A 17,689-nucleotide genomic window follows, 5' to 3' on the forward strand; every position below is an offset into this window, starting at 1 on the left:
ATGAATATCGGTCAAATAGATACTAGACATGCAACAGCGAATCAGCCAAATTTCTCTAATGGGAACTGCCAGCCTTATACTGGCGTTCCTTTTGGGATGAATTATTTTGCACCGCAAACTACGGATCAAAACGGCAGCTGGTGGTTTCATCCTGATGACCGCGTTTTTCAAGGCTACCGTCTTACCCATCAACCAAGTCCTTGGATGGGTGATTTCAGTCATATGCTGTTTACGCCGATCAATGGAAAACTACAGGAGAACACCCTTTTCCATGCTCAAAGTTCTTACCGCCCAGAAGAAAGTATATTTTGCCCGACTCATCTGTCGATCTGTCAATTACGTTATGGCATCTGTTCTACATTGATACCTAGCATGTATGGCGGAATCTTATCTATTGATTACAGCAAAAATGACAGCGGTTTACTTTTATCCTTTCCGGGACGCCATCAGCTCTTTGTTATAGATCCTTACACAGTGGAAGGAAAAATCACACATTTTGCTGGTTCAGAAGATCCTGATTTTTCTTTTTATTTTATATTGAGATTTGAATATCCTTTAACAATTGATGAGTTAGCTGTTTCCAACAAAAATAGCGACTCGATCCCGTTGTATTTTGAACAGACAAAAAAACAAACTATCCGATTTGGGACATCTTTTATCAGCTCGGAACAAGCAGCTTATAACCTGGAACTAGAACAAAACCAAAGCAAAGAGACTTACCTTGCTCACAGTCAAGAACAATGGCAGTCCTATTTTGATCGTATACAGCTCACACACCATGATCAACAACAATTGCGGACGTTTTATCATAATTTATATCGGGTGTTTTTATTTCCACAAACATTTTATGAAATTGATCCTAGTGGGCAAAAAATCCACTATGATACGACTAGTCGATCTATAAAACCTGGTGTTCTCTATACAAATAATGGGTTTTGGGATACGTATAAAACGGTTTATCCTCTTTATTCTTTGATTGCTGTAGAAAAATACGAAGAAATGCTGGAAGGTTTTTTGAACAGCTATAGAGAAAGTGGCTATTTGCCAAAATGGCTGTCTCCTGATGAACGTGGACTTATGCCTGGGACATTGATCGATGCGGTCATTGCAGATGCTGCTGTAAAAGATATCCGACGAGACTTGATGCCTGAATTTCTAACGGCAATGGAAAAAGGTGCTACGGTTCAAAGCAAACATCCAAATTATGGACGCCAAGGAACAGAAGATTACTTGACATATGGCTATGTTCCTAATCACTACCACGAATCAGTCAATCACACATTAGACTATGCTTATAGCGATTTTTGTATTAGCCAAGTTGCCAAGGTACTAGAAGAAGAGGAAATGACGAAGAAATATCAGCAGCAATCATTGAACTATCAAAATATCTTTGACTATGAGTCAGGATTTATGCGTTCAAAAGATAAAGATGGCAAGTTCAGAGAACCATTTTCAGCTAATCGTTGGGGACAAGATTATGCAGAAGGAAGTGCTTGGCAAAGCAGCTTTGCTGTTTATCACGATTTTTCAGGACTGATCGGAAAATATGGTGGCAGTGAGAGATATAAAGAAAAACTCATTGAGCTGTGCAATCAGCCCCCAACGTTTGACCCAGGAGGATATGGTTTTGAGATCCACGAAATGAGTGAGATGGCCGCGATAGAATTTGGACAATTAGCTATTTCAAACCAGCCAAGTTTTCACTATCCTTACTTGTTCAGTTATATAGGACAACCTGAAATGGCACAGCCACTGCTTAAACAGTTGATGACTCAGACCTTCGACGATTCTCCAATGGGTTACCCTGGAGATGAGGACAATGGAAGTATGGCCGCTTGGTATATCTTCAATAGTCTGGGATTTTATCCTGTCACGCCTGGAACCGGTGAATATGTTATCGGTATGCCATTAATTGACAAGGCTGTTTTGCTTTTGTCAAATGGAAAGGAATTGACGATTGAAGCAACGCCTAATCGGCCGCAGCAACAATTTATCCATAAAATCAAACGGATGGACAAAGAATATACGAAATTATATTTTACCCATCAAGATTTGCTGAAAGGCGGCACGATCTCTTACCAATTAGGGATCATCCCTCACCCTAAGAAATATCAAGCAAAAGATTTGCCTTTTTCCTTATCAAACTATAATTAACAAGAGGTTGTGAAAAAGCTGTCCTGCATCAAGTAATAAGAACAGCCAAGCAAAAATAGATCCTCATATTTTTCGTTTGGTTGGTCTTATTACCGCAGATGCAAGCTTTTGAACACCGTTTATTGAGAGGTTGTGAAATCAGCGTTCTGACCTGAGTATTAGAGAGACAAATGGCAAAATAGTTCCTCATATTTTGCCATTTTTTGAGCTAATACCGAGGGTCAGCTGATTGAACACCATTTAGTGGAGAGGTCGTGAAAAAGCTGTTTAGTTTCGAGTATTAAGAAAAATTTTGTGAAAATGGCTTTCCACATTTTTGCATAAATTTGGCTTAATACCGAGAAACTGGCTTTTGAACTCCGTTTATCGAGAGGTCATGAAAAAGCTGCCTTGCCTCAAGTAATAAGAACAGCCCAAAATTAGATTTCTAGACAATTTTTTATAAGTTATTTCATTACATTGGCTTTTTTTTTTATGATTCTCCACTGTTTTCTCGGTACTCTTTAGGGGATCTGCCGACGATTTTCTTGAATAATTTAGAGAAATACGTGGTGTTGTTGTAGCCAATCTCACTTGCTATCTCATTGATGTTTTGATTACTGTGCAAAAGCAGTTGTTTCGCTTTTTCCATACGTAAATGGTTCAAATAAGCTGAAAAACTTTTTTTCGTTTCTTTTTTGAACAGCTGTCCTAGATACATGACATTTAAATGCAGGTTTTCTGACACTTCTTTGAGTGTAAGTGGTTCTTGATAATGCTGGTGCAGGATTACGATTACTTTTTCCACATTGTCACTGTACTTTTTCTGTCTCTGATGCTTTTTGATGAATGACAGAAGTAGCTGCTGAAGTTCTTGCACCGTTTTTGCCTGATGGATTTTTTCGATTCCTTGTAAATATTCCTCATCTTCCAGATCAATCAATTCCCGTTGAATCTCCATAAACAGTAAAAAACTGGAATATCGTATATCTTCCGGCATCATGGCTGCTAACTGAAACTGTTCAAAAAAATCAGTGATCATTTTTTGAGCGACTTCCAATTGTTTATTTTGCAGCACGCGTCTGAAACTTGAAAAATCGATGGTTTGATCTTTTGTTTCTGCTTGTACTGCGTAAAAAACATGCTCGTCTTTATCTCCATAAAATTGATGCAACTGTAGATTGTCTTTCGCTTGTTGGAATGTTTCAGGGATTTTGTCCAAAGAATCTGTCTCTTCCCCGATACTGATCAGCCATTCCTGATCAGGAAAGTTTTCTTGAACAAAACAACAGAAGCCATCAACTTCATCTGCCTCCAACAACAACGTGATCAATACACGGTCTCCGTAATTTCGTTGATAGTAAAAGATTTGTTGCCGTTCTTGCAACCATCTATTGATAAGAGTATCATGAGTTCTTGCCAGTTGAATCAATACTATCCTATGCTGCTTCTCACTTATTTGTCCTATTATTTCTTCTTCACTTATTTCATCCAATTCTTCATTCAACCATTGACTGAATAACAGTTCTTGATAGATTTCTTGTTGATTTTTTTGTTCATTTTGCTGATCTAACCGTGTTTTGATTTTCTTGAGGCTTTCAACCAATTCGAACTTATTCACGGGTTTCATCAAATAATTCACGGCGCCTAATTGCATACCTCCTTTCAAATAATCGAATTCTTGGTATCCTGATAAAATCATAAATTCAAAATTATGACGTTCTTTTTGAGCCGCTTCAATAAATTCCAGTCCATTTATTTCTGGCATTGTCACATCCGTTACTACTAAATCAATCTGTCGCTGTTCAAGTACAGCTAGTCCTTCTTTGGCATTCTCTGCTGTTGCTACTATTTGAAAGCCTAAACTTTGCCAATCAATTATCTTTTTTAACCCATTCAAAATCATGTATTCATCATCTACCAATAACACTTGATACACGCTCATCCCTCCTTGAATGTAATAGAAACGGTCAGTCCACCTGTCTCATTATTCTCAAGCGACATATAATAACTGCTGCCGAAGCTGGCACGTAAACGTTCATTCACGTTTTGCAGACCGATAGAACCGTGAAGTTCCACTTTAGGATGAGACAGTTTTTCTTCAATCTGTTTTAGCCGTTTTTCAGTCATCCCTTTTCCATTATCTTTGATGATGATCCTTACCCGTTTGCCTTCCTGCAAGACTTTGACACTTAGCGCATTATCGAATCGAGTAAAATCAATACCGTGTTTAAAATAATTTTCAACTAATGGCTGGATCACAAATTTAGGTACTTCGATCTTTTCCAAATCAGGATCGATCATAAAATGATAGGCTACTCGATTAGGATAACGCATTTGATACAAATAGACATATTTTTCGCAAAAGTCCAGTTCTTCTTTTAAAGTGATCGTTTTCTCTTGATTCGTATTGTTTCGAAGCAAAGCGGAAAACGCATACACAACATCTGCTAATTCTTCACTTCCTTCGCTGATTGCATACATTCGGATATATTCTAATGTATTATATAAAAAGTGTGGATTGATCTGTGCTTGAAGCGCCCGCATATGTGCGTCTTGCTGTTTGATTTCTAATTTGTAGATGTCTTCTACAAACTGATTGATGCTATCCAACATTTCGTTGATACCGATTGAAAGTTCCTTCAGTTCATATTCCGTGTTTGTTATGTCGATCCGCGTCTCTAAATTCCCTGCTGCTGTTTGATCCATGGCCTGCATGACGATAGATACTTGCTGTGAATATCGTTTGAATGTTTTATAAAGAAAGATAAGCAGTATATTGTCTAAAATAATGATACCAATGATCAGCGGGGCAAGATTTTTTCCCGTTTCGATTTTTACACTTTTTTTATCTAGTACAGCTAATATACGATAATCATCAGACAGTTCTTGGTGTTGAACAAAATTGTTTTTTTCCAGATCGTCAATCGGCAATTGTGAATTTTTCTTCAGACTCTCTGTGATGATCATTTCTTGTCTTTCAAACGTTTCTTTAGCTATTTTATTATCATGGAATGTGTATAGTCGATTTGTCGTTCCAGAAATCATGTATAAAGAGAGTCCATTGAATGACGTTAGATTTTCTAAAATCATATCTAGTTCTTTCTTTTGAAAACCAATAAAAATACTTCCTGACTCAGCTCCTCCTTGTGTGATAGGCAACTTGATATAAAAGGCGTCTAGTAATTTTGGTGTCCCCTTTTTTATTTCCCCACCTTTGTTTTCTCTAGAAGATTCATAATACTCCGGTAGTTGATTCAACACGATATATATCGCACTTAGTTCTTCATAATTTGCGTAGAGATCTTTGATTTGATTTGGGAAAGAAACTAATTCATCGGTACTGTTTTGCTGTTCGTATACATACATCAGATACTGATCTATGGGTTTTGTTAAGTAGGTCGTCACATTTTCGATCTTTTCGGAATTCCCTACAAGCTGGTTTTTGATGATCCTACTCAAGGTTGTTTTATCATTCAGCATTCTGCTTGTGCTTTGAACGGCATCACTTGTCATGTTTTCTGCCTGTTTTTGATTTTGTTCCCAAGTATGGATACTAAAAATAACGGTAGCAGTCATCGTTACACCGATCATGATAACCGCGTATTTCCGCAACAGACGATTTAGTAAGGTTCCTTTTGAAAATAGAATCCGAAACTTATTCATAACTTTCCAACTGTTTATCTAATTCTTCACGCCAATGTGTTGTCATCGTACCATTCCAAACCGTCAAAAGACCAATGACACCAAACAGGATCAATCCTTTGAATTGCCAAGTCACGCCTAAAATTATACCGCTACCAATAATTATTTTTAGAAAAGACGAAAAGCTGGAAAAAACCGAAATAAAACTTAGCTTTAGCAGATTAGGAACAGAGATCGTATATTCACTATCTAAAATCATACTGTATTGATAAGTAGCAAATAGGCAGAGCAAGGCAAAAAGTAAAATAAAATCAATAGCTAAAAAAATGAGCCCTTTGATTTGAACAGATAAATATAAATTGTAACTCAATAAAGCAGTACCAGATAAAAATAAACTAAATAGCAGATTGCCTCTTAAAAAATTTCTTTTATATATATTCCAGCCTCTTTTTATTGTGATTTCTTTATACTCGAATCCGTACAAATAAAATAGTTCATTGACTGTTTTCCATGCCGCACCTAATCCAAAGATGATCCCGCCGGCAAATGTATATATCCAGAAATACAAGGTTAGTTTTATAATGACCCAGATCCGGATAAATAACTCTTCCAAAACCTTCCCTAACATATCTTCTCCTCCAAACATTAAGTTTATACTTTCTCATTATACAAAAAAAGGTTGGGCAATCAGCACCTTGACCTGATTATTAGAGAAACAAACGGAAAAATAGTTCCTCATATTTTGTCGTTTTGTGAGCGAATACCGAGGGTCAGCTGATTGAACACCGTTTACCAAGAGTTTGTGAAATAGCCGCTTAGTTTCGAGTAGTAAGAAAAATTTTGTGAATATGGCTTTCCACATTTTTACATATATTTAGCTTAATACCGAGAAACTGGCTTTTGAACACCGTTTATTCGGAACAAGAGGTTGTGACACGTCTTTTGTCACAACCCCTTTGTCTTTATTCATTATTATTCTTGTCGGAACTCATCATATTGTTTTTGCATTTCTTTCAATACCTTATCATAGCCAGCCTTGTCCAAAGCGTCTTTCAATTTCGGTAATGTTTCATCTGGATCAACAGTCCCTGTATTCAATCCATCTAAATATTGATTCATGACATTAGAAATATTACTTAATTCTGTTTTGACACTGTCAGTGTTGAAGCTGAATCCTAAAATCGGTGAAGTTTCTGCATCAGCAATCGATTGATCACGTTTGGCAATCATGTCATCCGTAATAGACTCTTGTGTATATAGAATCTTGTTGTTTCCTGTATTCCAAGCAGACATATGTGTATTTGGCTGATAACCATCTAGCAATTTGATTTTATCATCTGAACCATCGACTTTTTCCCATGCTTCTCCCTCGATCCCCCAAACAAGCCCATTCAATAATTCTGGATCACTGTTAAGCAGCCCTAGAAGTTCTACTGATTTTTCTTTATTTTTTGAAGTATTTGATACGACAAAATTTGCCATTTGTGCTTGAGCTGTAGATTTTAGTGGAACAGTAATTGCTTTTGAGACAAGTTCTTGTTTTGCTGCATTTGTCAAAATTGTATCGCCATAATCATACGGTCCTTGTGTTTCTCCACGCATTAGCCAAGTATTTCCTTCTAGTGGATAATCCTTATTGCTCGTTGCAGCGTCACTTGGAATGAGTCCTTGTTTGTACCAGCTATGCATTGTACGTAACAGTCCGATATACGTTTCATTATCGTATTGGTTGATGATTTTCGAATCATCTCCATCCAGATCAATAGCAAATGGTAACGTATTCCCTAAAGGATAATCAAAGTTCCCTTGGACTTTGAAGCCTTGTCCAATGGCAAAAGCTGCCGTGTTTGGTTCTTTTTCATGGAATTCCTTCAAGACTTTTTCTGCATCAGCGTAAGATTGGATTCCATCAATTGAAAGATCGTATTTATCTAGTAAAGCTTTGTTAAAAGTAAGTACTTGTTGAGCAAAGACATTTCCATTGACTGGGAAAGCATATAATTTTCCATTGACCAGATTTCCTTTAATATATGCTTCATCTAAATCATTATAAGCTTTTTCAGCGTACTTAGGCGCTAATTCAGTCAAATCAGCAAAGGCTCCTTTTTGGGCATTGGAAACATAGTTGTTCGCAAAGGCGATATCATAATTTTCCCCGGAAGAAATGATGACGTTCATTTTCTTTTCGTAATCGCCCCAGCCAATGTAATTGATATTGACTTTTACACCGATCTCTTTTTCGATTCGTTTGTTTGCTACTTCCATCAATTGATCGAAATTATCTGGTTTATCTCCGATTTGATACATCTGCAAAGTGTCCGAATTGCTAGCTTCTGCCTGGTCTTTAGAACCAGAACCTCCGCATGCTGCTAATGTTCCCAACAACAACGCTGAAACACCTGTAAAGGCTAGTTTCTTCCATAACTTCATTTTTCTTCCTCCTAATTTTATGATTTATATTTTTGTTTCTTTATTCTTTTACTCCGCCGATTGTTAGACCTTTGACAAAATGCTTCTGGAAAAATGGATAGCTGATCGCAATAGGCAACGTCGAGATGACTACGATCGCCATTCTGGCAGATTCTCCTGGAACTGAGGCTAATCCGCCTGTCAATTGGCTTCCTGCTCCTGAATTTTGTGTCAGATATTGAATATTACTTTGGATTTTCATCAAAAGATACTGTAGTGGAACTAGCTTATCATCTTGGATGTATAGTAAAGCATTGAACCAGTCATTCCAGTAACCCAATGCGGCAAATAAACTGATTGTCGCAATACCTGGAACAGCTAACGGTAAAACGATCTGAACAAATATTCGCAGTTCGCTAGCTCCATCGATCCGTGCCGATTCAATAATCGAATCAGAGACCGAACGTTTAAAGAATGTGCGCATCACAATAATATTGAAGGGACTGACAGCCATTGGCAAGATCAATGCCCAAATCGTATCTTTTAACTGAAGAAGATTTGTCATAACAAGATAATTGGCCACCATCCCTGGTGAGAACAACATCGTAATCAAACAAAAAACGGTAAAAAAACGACGGAATGGAAAGTTTGACCGTGAAATCGCATAAGCATATAAAGAAGTAGCCGTGCTATTGATCAGTGTACCTAAAACAGTAACAAGTACAGTGACGAAAAGCGCTTGGAAAATTTTATCCTGCATCTGGTCGAACAAGTACGTATAACCAAATATACTGAACTTTTCTGGCCAAAAACTGTACCCGTGAGTCGACAATATGGACTCATCGGTAAAAGAGATGGCGATAACAAATATAAATGGCAAAATACAGGAAATAGCAAAGAGTGCAATCATTATATTAGAGAAAAAATTAGCCGTCTTATTGAAAGAGCGGACTTGGACTCTCTCCACTTTCTTTTTTTTCATTTTTTTCCTCCTTAGAATAATGCAGAATCGCTATCAAAACGTCGGGCGATCGTATTTGTGATCATCAACAAGACAAAGCCGACAACTGATTGGTAAAGTCCTGCAGCAGCCGTCATACCAAAATCTCCTGTGGATGTCAGGCCATTGTAGATATACGTATCCAAAACTTGAGTCACATCATATAATGCACCGGAATTCCTAGGAATGTTATAAAACAGGCCAAAATCAGCTCGGAAAATGTTTCCTACGGCTAAAATCGTTAAAATCGTCATTAGTGGAATAAGTTGTGGTATCGTCACATGTTTGATCTGCTGCCATTTGCTAGCTCCATCAACCATAGCAGCTTCATAATAAGTCGGATCGATTCCCATAACAGATGCAAAGTAAATAATGCTGTTATAACCAATCCCTTTCCATGTACCAATGAACACCAAGATAAACGGCCAATATTTCGGTTCATTATACCAATTGACAGCTTCTCCTCCATGTCCAGTGATCCACTGATTGAATATTCCTTTGTCAGGACTTAAAAAAGCGTAAACAAAGTAACTGATAATGACCCAAGATAGAAAATAAGGTAGTAAGGACATCGTTTGATAAACTTTAACGAGTCGTTTATTTCTCAACTCGCTCATAATGATTGCAAATACGACTGAGATCAGCAGATTCAAAAGGATAAATGCTACATTATATAAAATTGTATTTTTAGTGATGAGAAATGCTTGATCCGAAGAAAATAAAAATTTGAAATTTTCCCAACCCACCCAAGGACTTTCCCTCAAGCTAGCCAAGAACCCATCTGCTGAAATATGAAAATTTTTGAATGCTACGACATTCGCCATTACAGGTATGTAAAAGAAAAAAATCATCCAAAGCATACCCGGTACAGCCATCAGGACAAGTGCTTTATAACGCCATAGATTCATAAAAAAATGATTGAACCCCTTTCGTTTTTTCATCTAAAAACCCCTTTCGATTCATTCGCAACGTAATTATAGCGCTTTCAATAATGAGAATAAATAAACAAAGTATAGGGAAAATGAAACAAAGTATAGGAGAGGTTGTGAAATCAGCGTTTTGGCCTGAGTATTAGAGAAAAAAACGGGAAAATAGTTCCTCATATTTTGCCGTTTTTTGAGCTAATACCGAGGGTCAGCTGATTGAACACCGTTTATCAGAGGTTGTGAATTCAGCGTTTTGGCCTGAGTATTAGGGAGATCGTGTCCTTACTATCTAACTCTGAGTCACAAGGAACAATGGGGACTGTAACAAAAGTCTTGTCACAGTCCCTTATTCCGAACAAACGGTGTTCCAGAAGTAGCTTCTACGGAAATAAGCCGAAATTTCACAAAAAAGCCATCCGAAAGTCAGACGGACAAGTCTGCTTTTCAGATGGCGCTACAACTACTCTGCTTATTCTTTTAGCTATCCATTCAATTATTTTTCTCTCACTTGTTCTAGCTCTTCTTTGGTCATGGGTCGATATTGCCCTTTATTCAAATCTTTAGGCAGCCAAAATTTTCCCATACGGATTCTTTTTAAATATAAGACTTCTTTTCCTACTGCTTTGACCATTCGCTTAACTTGGTGAAACTTTCCTTCATGCAAAATCAGACGGATAATTGAAGTTTCTGTCTCTTGATCTACTTGATCAATTTGGAGTTTTGCCGGCAATGTCTGCTCATCGCCATCAATAATCAGTCCTTCTGCAAATAAACGGATATCTTCTTCTGTCATTATACCGCTAACCTCAGCTAGATATTCTTTCTCCACATGTTTTTTAGGTGATAGTAACTGATGGGCAAACACCCCGTCATTCGTTAAAATCAAGAGGCCCTCTGTGTCTTTATCTAATCGGCCGACTGGAAAAAGATCTTCCCGATAATCCTGGTCTTCCAATAAATCGATTACGGTTTGATCATGATTATCCTGAGTAGCAGAAATGACTCCTGCAGGTTTATGCAAAATGTAGTAAAAATCTTTTTGATACGTAATGATTTCTCCTAAATAAGTAACCGCATCTTCGAATTCATTTACTTGCGCTTTATCGCTTTTCACCACTTGTCCATTGACTTCGATCGTTCCTTTTTTGATCAATCCTTTGACTTCTTTGCGGCTGCCAAGTCCCATATCTGCTAAAAACTTATCTAAACGCATGCGTTTCCCCCATTTCAAAAGAGCATCAATCTAGCTCTTCTGATTCACTTATTTTATTTTTAATTTATGTCGTAAACGCGCTATTCCTGGTCCTAGTAGTCTTTCTGCCAAGCGGATTTTCAAAGCTAAATAACCATACACTAAAGCCCCTATACCTGCTACTACAAGAATCAACAATAGAGACTGGAATTTGCTATCTTCGTTTAAAAAAGCACCAAAAATCATCTTTGTGATCCACGAAGCCAAAAGCATAATCAAGGTAAGAATAAAGATCAGCAATGTCCTGCGCCAGACAAAACTTGGTTTAAAGCGGGCTACTTCATGGATTCTCTTTAAGATCAAGGTACAAGACACAGCAAATCCGATCATTGTCGCCAATAAAGGGCCGTATACTTCAAATAAACGAATGGCTGGGTATTGAAGAAGGAGTTTCACTAGAAACCCAATAACCAAATAATTAATTGCCGCCTTGTTTTCAAACATTCCTTGCAGCATGTTGGAAACTAGCATATATAGTCCTAGGAAGAGTCCTACAAAACTTGCTTGGATCAGTACATTACTTCCTAGAGAATCCGGTGTATAAAATAATGTATTTAGCGGATAGGCAAGTAACATAACACCAAATGTCGCCGGAAACATAAAAAATGAAAACAACTGTAAATTTCCGCTTGTCAATTTTGCCAGACCTACTCGATCTTTCAACGTAACAGCTTCTGTAATCAACGGTAACCCAGTAGACGCGATCGATGTTGCCAATGCAATAACTACCATCGTCAACTTATCTGGATTGGCACTAAAAATCGAAAAAAGATCCAGTAACTGTGCATTGGAATACTCGGTGGATGCAGACATGATCTTCATAAAAGTGAACTGATCGACTAATTTGAAGATCGTTACCCCTGAACCCACAATAATAAACGGAATCGCTTCTTTAACGGTATCTAACAACAATTCCTTCGTTGCAATATTTATTTTGTTTTCGCTGTAGTGAATAAACGCCGATGTATACGCTTGATGTTTCTTCAAAAAATACAAAAGGACAAGAATACTTGCTAGCATACCGATAAATGCCGCGAAAGTTGATTGCGTGACCGCCGTCACATAGTCACCATCCATGACTTTCATGATGATGAATGTAGCCAATAGCATATAAAAAATACGTGCCACCTGTTCTACAATCTGCGACAGCGCATAAGGCATCATTTCTTGATTGCCTTGAAAATACCCTCGTATCACACTCATACAAGGAAAAACCAATACAGCGATACTCAAAGAACGCATCGTTGGAATCAGTTCTTCTCCGCCACCAGAAGCATGAGCTAGCCAAGGAGAGGCGATGTACATGAACAAAGCAAACAACAGGCCTAACCCGCCCATCATCTGTAATGCACGGATAAATAATCGTCGTGAAGTGCCATATTCATTCAATGAATTATAGCGTGCAGTTTGTTTTGCAATCGCAGCAGGTATTCCTGCTGTAGAGATCAGTAGAAACAATGCATATATATTGTATCCCATATTGAATAATCCATTGGCAGCCTTAGCATTTTCGCCCATCCAAGCATACCAGGGAATGATATAGACAGCGCCTAGCAATCTTGAAATGATATTACTGGCGGTCATCCAAGCAGAGCCTCGTGCCATTTTTTCTTGCGGTGTTAATTGATCTAATGCTGGTTTTCTTTGATTATCCATCGGTCAGATTCCAACTTTCTACAAAACATTACTATCATTTTAATTGGTAAAACAGAAACTGGCAATCGATTTTATATAACTTTTATAAGAACAATTGTTTTTTTGAATTCGGTTTCGTTTTTTTGGTAAAGTAAAGAAATATACAGCCTTTTATGGCTAACATTTATAGGAGATATCAATGACACAAGAAATAAAAAAACTACCCGTTATATTTTTAGGTCTTTTCTTTATCACAGTTGGATTGAATTGGTTCTTGCTCCCTCACGATATAGCTTCCGCCGGAGTGGGCGCCATCGGACATTTAGTTGAAACGGCCTTTTCTATCCAACGCTCAGTTACTGTTTGGAGCATCAATCTTATGATGCTGCTTCTAGCCGCTGTCCTATTAGGAAAATCAGTATTTTTTAAGACTGTAGCGGGAAGTCTGCTTTTTCCTGTTGTTTTAGAGATTGTTCCAAAAGTGGAAATGATCTCCTCACATTTCTTTTCACTGATTTCAGGAAGTCTTTTGTTCAGTCTTGGGGTTTACACATTGTACACAGTCGGGGCCTCAAATGGCGGTATAACGATACCGCCGATTATTTTCCACAAATTTTTTCGGCTTCCAATGCCGCAAGGACTTTTACTTACCAATAGTCTTATCGTCTTTTTGAATTATTATGTTTTTGGATTGTTGGAGACACTATTCGTTCTCCTATCTATTACAGTCAGTTCATTGTTTATGAAAATACTCATCCGCTTGTCCCCTGTGTCAAGAAAATTTGAATAAAGCTGGATTTTGTCATAGCGGAAACAAACGATATATTAAAAAGAGTGTGCTATAATAAACCAAGAAATTGAATAAAGCGAGGGATCAATCAATGAGCTTCTCTTTAGAAGACATCCGTCATTTACTATTAAAAGAAAATCTATTAAAAGAATTTGTTTCAACAAGAGGCTGGCATCTTGATGTACCAGAAAAAGCTGAATTTCTTCAGTTAAGTTATGATTCAAGAAAAGCTGATGCTTCTACTTTGTTTTTCTGTAAAGGAATGAATTTCAAAGAAGAATATTTGGATTCAGCAATCGAACAGGGTATTCAATATTATGTATCAGAACAACCATACGAAAATTCAGCAGTAGGAATCATCGTAACGGATATCCGTAAAGCAATGGCGCTTCTTGCTATGGCTTTTTACGACTATCCGCAAAATAAATTGAAAGTGATCGGATTCACTGGAACAAAAGGTAAAACAACTGCTGCGTACTTTACAAAAGCAATCTTGGATCACACAACAAATAAAAAAACAGCATTGCTTTCTACTATGAATACAACGTTAGATGGCAAAACATATTTCAAATCCCATTTGACAACGCCTGAGTCATTAGATTTATATCGTATGATGTCAGAAGCAGTTGAAAATGGTATGACTCATCTAGTGATGGAAGTTTCTTCACAAGCTTACAAAACACAACGCGTATACGGCTTGACTTTAGATGTCGGAATCTTCTTGAATATCTCGCCTGACCATATCAGTCCGATCGAACATCCGACATTTGATGACTATTTCTATTGCAAGCGACAATTGATCTTGAATTCAAAAACAGTTGTTTTAAATCATGAAAGTGACTATTTTGATTTACTTAGGGAAACAGCCGATCTATTCCAGATTCCAACGATCACTTATGGTCGTTCGGAAGAAAGCAATTATCAAGTGATCCGTTCAGATAAAGGTACTCACGGTTTTACTTTATCTTCTCATGAAGATCGCTTAGCTATCTGCGATACTGCTTATGATATTTTGCTGGCTGGAGGATTCAACCAAGAAAATGCAGCCAGTGCGATCATTGCCGCAGCACTAACAGGTGCCTCCAGTCAAGATGCACAAGACGGATTAAAAGAAGCTCGTGTACCAGGCCGAATGGATCAATTGATCCAATCCAATGGAGCGCATGTCTATGTGGACTATGCACATAATTATCTAAGCTTGAAAACATTGCTGGAATTTGCCAAAAATGAACATCCAGATGGCCGTGTAATTGTTGTATTAGGCAGCCCAGGAAACAAAGCAATCTCCCGTCGACATGATTTTGGAAAAGTGCTATCAGAAACAGCTGACATCGCCTTTTTGACGGCAGATGACCCAGCATTTGAAGATCCGAAAAAAATCGCGGAAGAAATCAATGAAGCAATTACTAATCCAGATTTGATCGTTCATTATGAAATGGATCGTCCTGAAGCGATTCGACGCGCTTTAGCAGAAAGCGCTCCGCAAGATTCAGTCGTTATTGCGGGAAAAGGCGTGGATCCCTATCAAAAAATCAATGGTGTAGATGAACCTTATGAAGGGGATTATGCAATCGTGAAGCGGTTGATTGAAGAATAATGGTATTTATATACTAGTGGTTTCCCATTTCTAAGAAAAAAAGGGACTGTGATTTTTTGTCACAGTTCCTTTTTTCTTAGAAATCATTTTAACTTTTCACTAGCTAATTCTGCTGCCTTTTCTCTTTCTTCATTTAATAATTTATTATCATAGAATTTGATAAATGGGAACCAGATAATGAATGCGATGATTGCACAAATGACTGCTAACACAGCAGCTTTCCAATCACCACCACTACCAACAAATGCTCCGATCCCGACTGGTGAAGGCCACGGCATCTGTGCAAGCATCGGTTTGACGATTTCCAGCCGAATGGCAAAATAAGCGAGTGTAGCAGAAGCCATCGGAGCTAAGAAAAACGGAACCGCTAAATAGGGATTGTAGACGATTGGCATCCCGAAAATGATTGGTTCATTGATATTGAATAATCCTGGTACAAGTGAGGCTTTTCCTAACACTTTCAGCTGATCAGATTTCGCGAGGAATGCAATAAAGATGATCAATCCTAAAGTCGCACCTGATCCACCAACGGTTACATAAGAATTGTTGAATTCTCCTGCCAACGGATAATTTGCGCCTTGTGCGTTAGCTGCCATATTAGCTAATACGATCGGGGTCAAGAAAGAAGTGATGATATTCGCTCCATGGATCCCTACGATCCACAATGCATGGATCAAGAAATAAATCACCATGACACCAAGCCATGTATTCGTCAACTGCGTAACAAACCCAAATGGGATAGCAATCATTTTGAAGATATCCGTTCCTAGTGCAACTAATAATCCATTGATGATCATCACCACAAACGCAATGACAAATGTTGGGATCAGAGCAGTGAAAGAACGAGAAACTCCTGGCGGAACAACATCTGGCATTTTTATGACCCAATTTCTCTTGACACACATACAATACAATTCGACCGCAATAATCGACATAATAATAGCTGTAAAGATTCCTGAAGTTCCTAAACGTTCGACAAAAGAGCCCATCCTAATACCATTTACTACAGTTTCTGTCTCATTGATAGAAGCAATCAAGCTGATTTTACCATCAGTCATGATCAATTCAGGGATACACATAAAGAATGCAAAAACAGATAGTAATGCCCCCGTGAGCGGATTAACATTTAATTTTTGTTCATCTCGTTCAATTGACGTTAATTCATAAGCAAACACAATGGCAAAGTAAATAGATAAAATCCCCATCGTCATTGTATTGACGATCATGTACAAGTCACTAACTTTGAAAAAAGTTGCATTAAAAAATCCTTCTAAAAATGGGAACGGTAATGGCAAAATATTTAAAACCAAAAACATCGAGCCTACAATCGTGAAAGGAATAGAAGCCATCCCCGCTGCCATGACAGCCCGAACGATTTTAAGTTGCGCAATTTTCCCCATAGGTCCCATCAGGTATTTCTGCAAAAAATCAAACATTAGTTATTCTCCTTTCCTAAATATAACGCTTTTTCATATTGTTTAATACGGATATACTGTTGGTCTTGGTTGAGTGAAATTTTCTTTAAACGATACTGTATAAATGCACTGGCAAAAATACCGCTTACAACAAGAATGAAAACAAATAACTGTCCTCCATTGTTATTTGCCATAAAAGGATACAAGAATGTAAATCCTGAGGTAAACAACACTGGAATCACTAATAAATTAAAGACACTCTGGAACAAAAAATACCACTTTGTCCATGGAACGTTCGTTTGGTGTTTTCGATAAAGCTTTACTTGTTCTCCTACTGCAGGCAAAATAGCTAAAATCAGAATCATCGGTAAACTACTTCCTAAACTTTTAGCTGATAGAAGCAGAATCATCCATTGCATGTTCATGAAAAAGAAAAAGGCAGTCAGGTAACGTACGATTAGATAACGATTGAAATACATGTTTTTCAAACTAAGTTGCTTTTTTTCTAATTCGATTTTCCTTTTTACTGTATCCTGCACAATGATCCTTCCTTTCTATTTATTTTTTTGATACAAATAATTCATTTCCTGTGCAACTTCCAATAATGTCATCGTCGTCATCAGATGATCTTGTGCATGGACCATGATAATTTCCATTTCTATTTTTGTCCCGCTGGCATATTCTTTCAGAAGTTGAGTTTGTGACTGATGCGCATGAAGAATCTCTTCATTTGCTTGTCGCAACTTCTCTTCTACTTCTTCAAACATCTCTTTACGCATCGAGCGAAATGCTTCATGTATCAGTGTCCGTGCATTTCCGCTATGGAAAATGATATCAAAAGAAGTCACTTGTAGTGTTTCACTGTTTATTTTTTCAGCCATCTGTTT

The 17,689-nt window shown here is 37.6% G+C and carries 14 protein-coding genes; 3 read left to right on the forward strand and 11 right to left on the reverse strand.

The genetic code is table 11. The features are described 5' to 3' along the window. On the forward strand, positions 1 to 2,154 hold the full coding sequence (locus tag PYW34_RS11100) for a GH92 family glycosyl hydrolase (RefSeq protein ID WP_002285980.1): 2,154 nt from the start codon (positions 1 to 3) through the stop codon (positions 2,152 to 2,154). A gap of 472 nt (positions 2,155 to 2,626) precedes the next feature. Here PYW34_RS11100 and PYW34_RS11105 read toward each other — a convergent pair whose 3' ends face one another. The 8 genes from PYW34_RS11105 to PYW34_RS11140 all read right to left on the reverse strand — a co-directional run bounded on the left by PYW34_RS11105 (position 2,627) and on the right by PYW34_RS11140 (position 13,021). After that, on the reverse strand, positions 2,627 to 4,078 hold the full coding sequence (locus tag PYW34_RS11105) for a response regulator transcription factor (RefSeq protein WP_002304851.1): 1,452 nt from the start codon (positions 4,076 to 4,078) through the stop codon (positions 2,627 to 2,629). Further along, entirely contained in the window at positions 4,075 to 5,799 is a 1,725-nt protein-coding gene (locus PYW34_RS11110; protein ID WP_002285976.1) for a sensor histidine kinase, read from the reverse strand. The genes PYW34_RS11105 and PYW34_RS11110 overlap by 4 nt, the downstream gene beginning before the upstream one ends. Continuing rightward, positions 5,792 to 6,406, reverse strand: coding sequence for a DUF624 domain-containing protein (locus PYW34_RS11115; RefSeq protein WP_002285975.1), 615 nt, complete (start codon positions 6,404 to 6,406; stop codon positions 5,792 to 5,794). The genes PYW34_RS11110 and PYW34_RS11115 overlap by 8 nt, the downstream gene beginning before the upstream one ends. Before the next feature lie 344 nt (positions 6,407 to 6,750). Beyond that, the gene (locus PYW34_RS11120; RefSeq protein WP_002285974.1) at positions 6,751 to 8,208 is read right to left on the reverse strand and encodes an ABC transporter substrate-binding protein; all 1,458 of its coding nucleotides are present in this window, start codon (positions 8,206 to 8,208) and stop codon (positions 6,751 to 6,753) included. Between the two features lie 40 nt (positions 8,209 to 8,248). Then, positions 8,249 to 9,169: a carbohydrate ABC transporter permease gene (locus PYW34_RS11125; RefSeq protein ID WP_002285972.1), complete on the reverse strand. Its 921-nt coding sequence runs from the start codon at positions 9,167 to 9,169 to the stop codon at positions 8,249 to 8,251. An 11-nt stretch (positions 9,170 to 9,180) separates the two neighbouring features. After that, on the reverse strand, positions 9,181 to 10,128 hold the full coding sequence (locus PYW34_RS11130; RefSeq protein ID WP_002285971.1) for an ABC transporter permease: 948 nt from the start codon (positions 10,126 to 10,128) through the stop codon (positions 9,181 to 9,183). A 478-nt stretch (positions 10,129 to 10,606) separates the two neighbouring features. Next, positions 10,607 to 11,326, reverse strand: a complete 720-nt coding sequence (locus tag PYW34_RS11135; RefSeq protein WP_002285969.1) for a pseudouridine synthase — start codon at positions 11,324 to 11,326, stop codon at positions 10,607 to 10,609. Between the two features lie 48 nt (positions 11,327 to 11,374). Further along, positions 11,375 to 13,021: a putative polysaccharide biosynthesis protein gene (locus PYW34_RS11140; RefSeq protein WP_002285966.1), complete on the reverse strand. Its 1,647-nt coding sequence runs from the start codon at positions 13,019 to 13,021 to the stop codon at positions 11,375 to 11,377. A gap of 178 nt (positions 13,022 to 13,199) precedes the next feature. On the opposite strand from PYW34_RS11140, the gene PYW34_RS11145 reads away from it, so the two are divergent. Further along, complete coding sequence (locus tag PYW34_RS11145; RefSeq protein WP_002285964.1) at positions 13,200 to 13,790, forward strand: YitT family protein; 591 nt, start codon at positions 13,200 to 13,202, stop codon at positions 13,788 to 13,790. Between the two features lie 91 nt (positions 13,791 to 13,881). Continuing rightward, the gene (locus tag PYW34_RS11150) at positions 13,882 to 15,387 is read left to right on the forward strand and encodes a UDP-N-acetylmuramoyl-L-alanyl-D-glutamate--L-lysine ligase (protein WP_002294486.1); all 1,506 of its coding nucleotides are present in this window, start codon (positions 13,882 to 13,884) and stop codon (positions 15,385 to 15,387) included. Between the two features lie 83 nt (positions 15,388 to 15,470). Here the strand turns inward: PYW34_RS11150 and celB are convergent, their stop codons facing one another. From celB to PYW34_RS11165, 3 genes are read right to left on the reverse strand one after another with little or no spacing between them, the layout of a single operon-like run. Further along, positions 15,471 to 16,823, reverse strand: a complete 1,353-nt coding sequence (gene celB, locus PYW34_RS11155; RefSeq protein WP_002285961.1) for a PTS cellobiose transporter subunit IIC — start codon at positions 16,821 to 16,823, stop codon at positions 15,471 to 15,473. Next, positions 16,823 to 17,341 carry a hypothetical protein gene (locus PYW34_RS11160; protein WP_002285960.1) on the reverse strand — a complete coding sequence of 173 codons (519 nt, stop codon included), beginning with the start codon at positions 17,339 to 17,341 and terminating at the stop codon, positions 16,823 to 16,825. Before PYW34_RS11160 ends, celB begins: the two co-directional genes overlap by 1 nt. 15 nt (positions 17,342 to 17,356) lie before the next feature. After that, positions 17,357 to 17,683 carry a PTS cellobiose transporter subunit IIA gene (locus tag PYW34_RS11165; RefSeq protein ID WP_002285954.1) on the reverse strand — a complete coding sequence of 109 codons (327 nt, stop codon included), beginning with the start codon at positions 17,681 to 17,683 and terminating at the stop codon, positions 17,357 to 17,359. Positions 17,684 to 17,689: the final 6 nt, after the last annotated feature.

It is taken from the genome of Enterococcus faecium (assembly GCF_029023785.1).
Lineage (GTDB): Bacteria > Bacillota > Bacilli > Lactobacillales > Enterococcaceae > Enterococcus_B > Enterococcus_B faecium.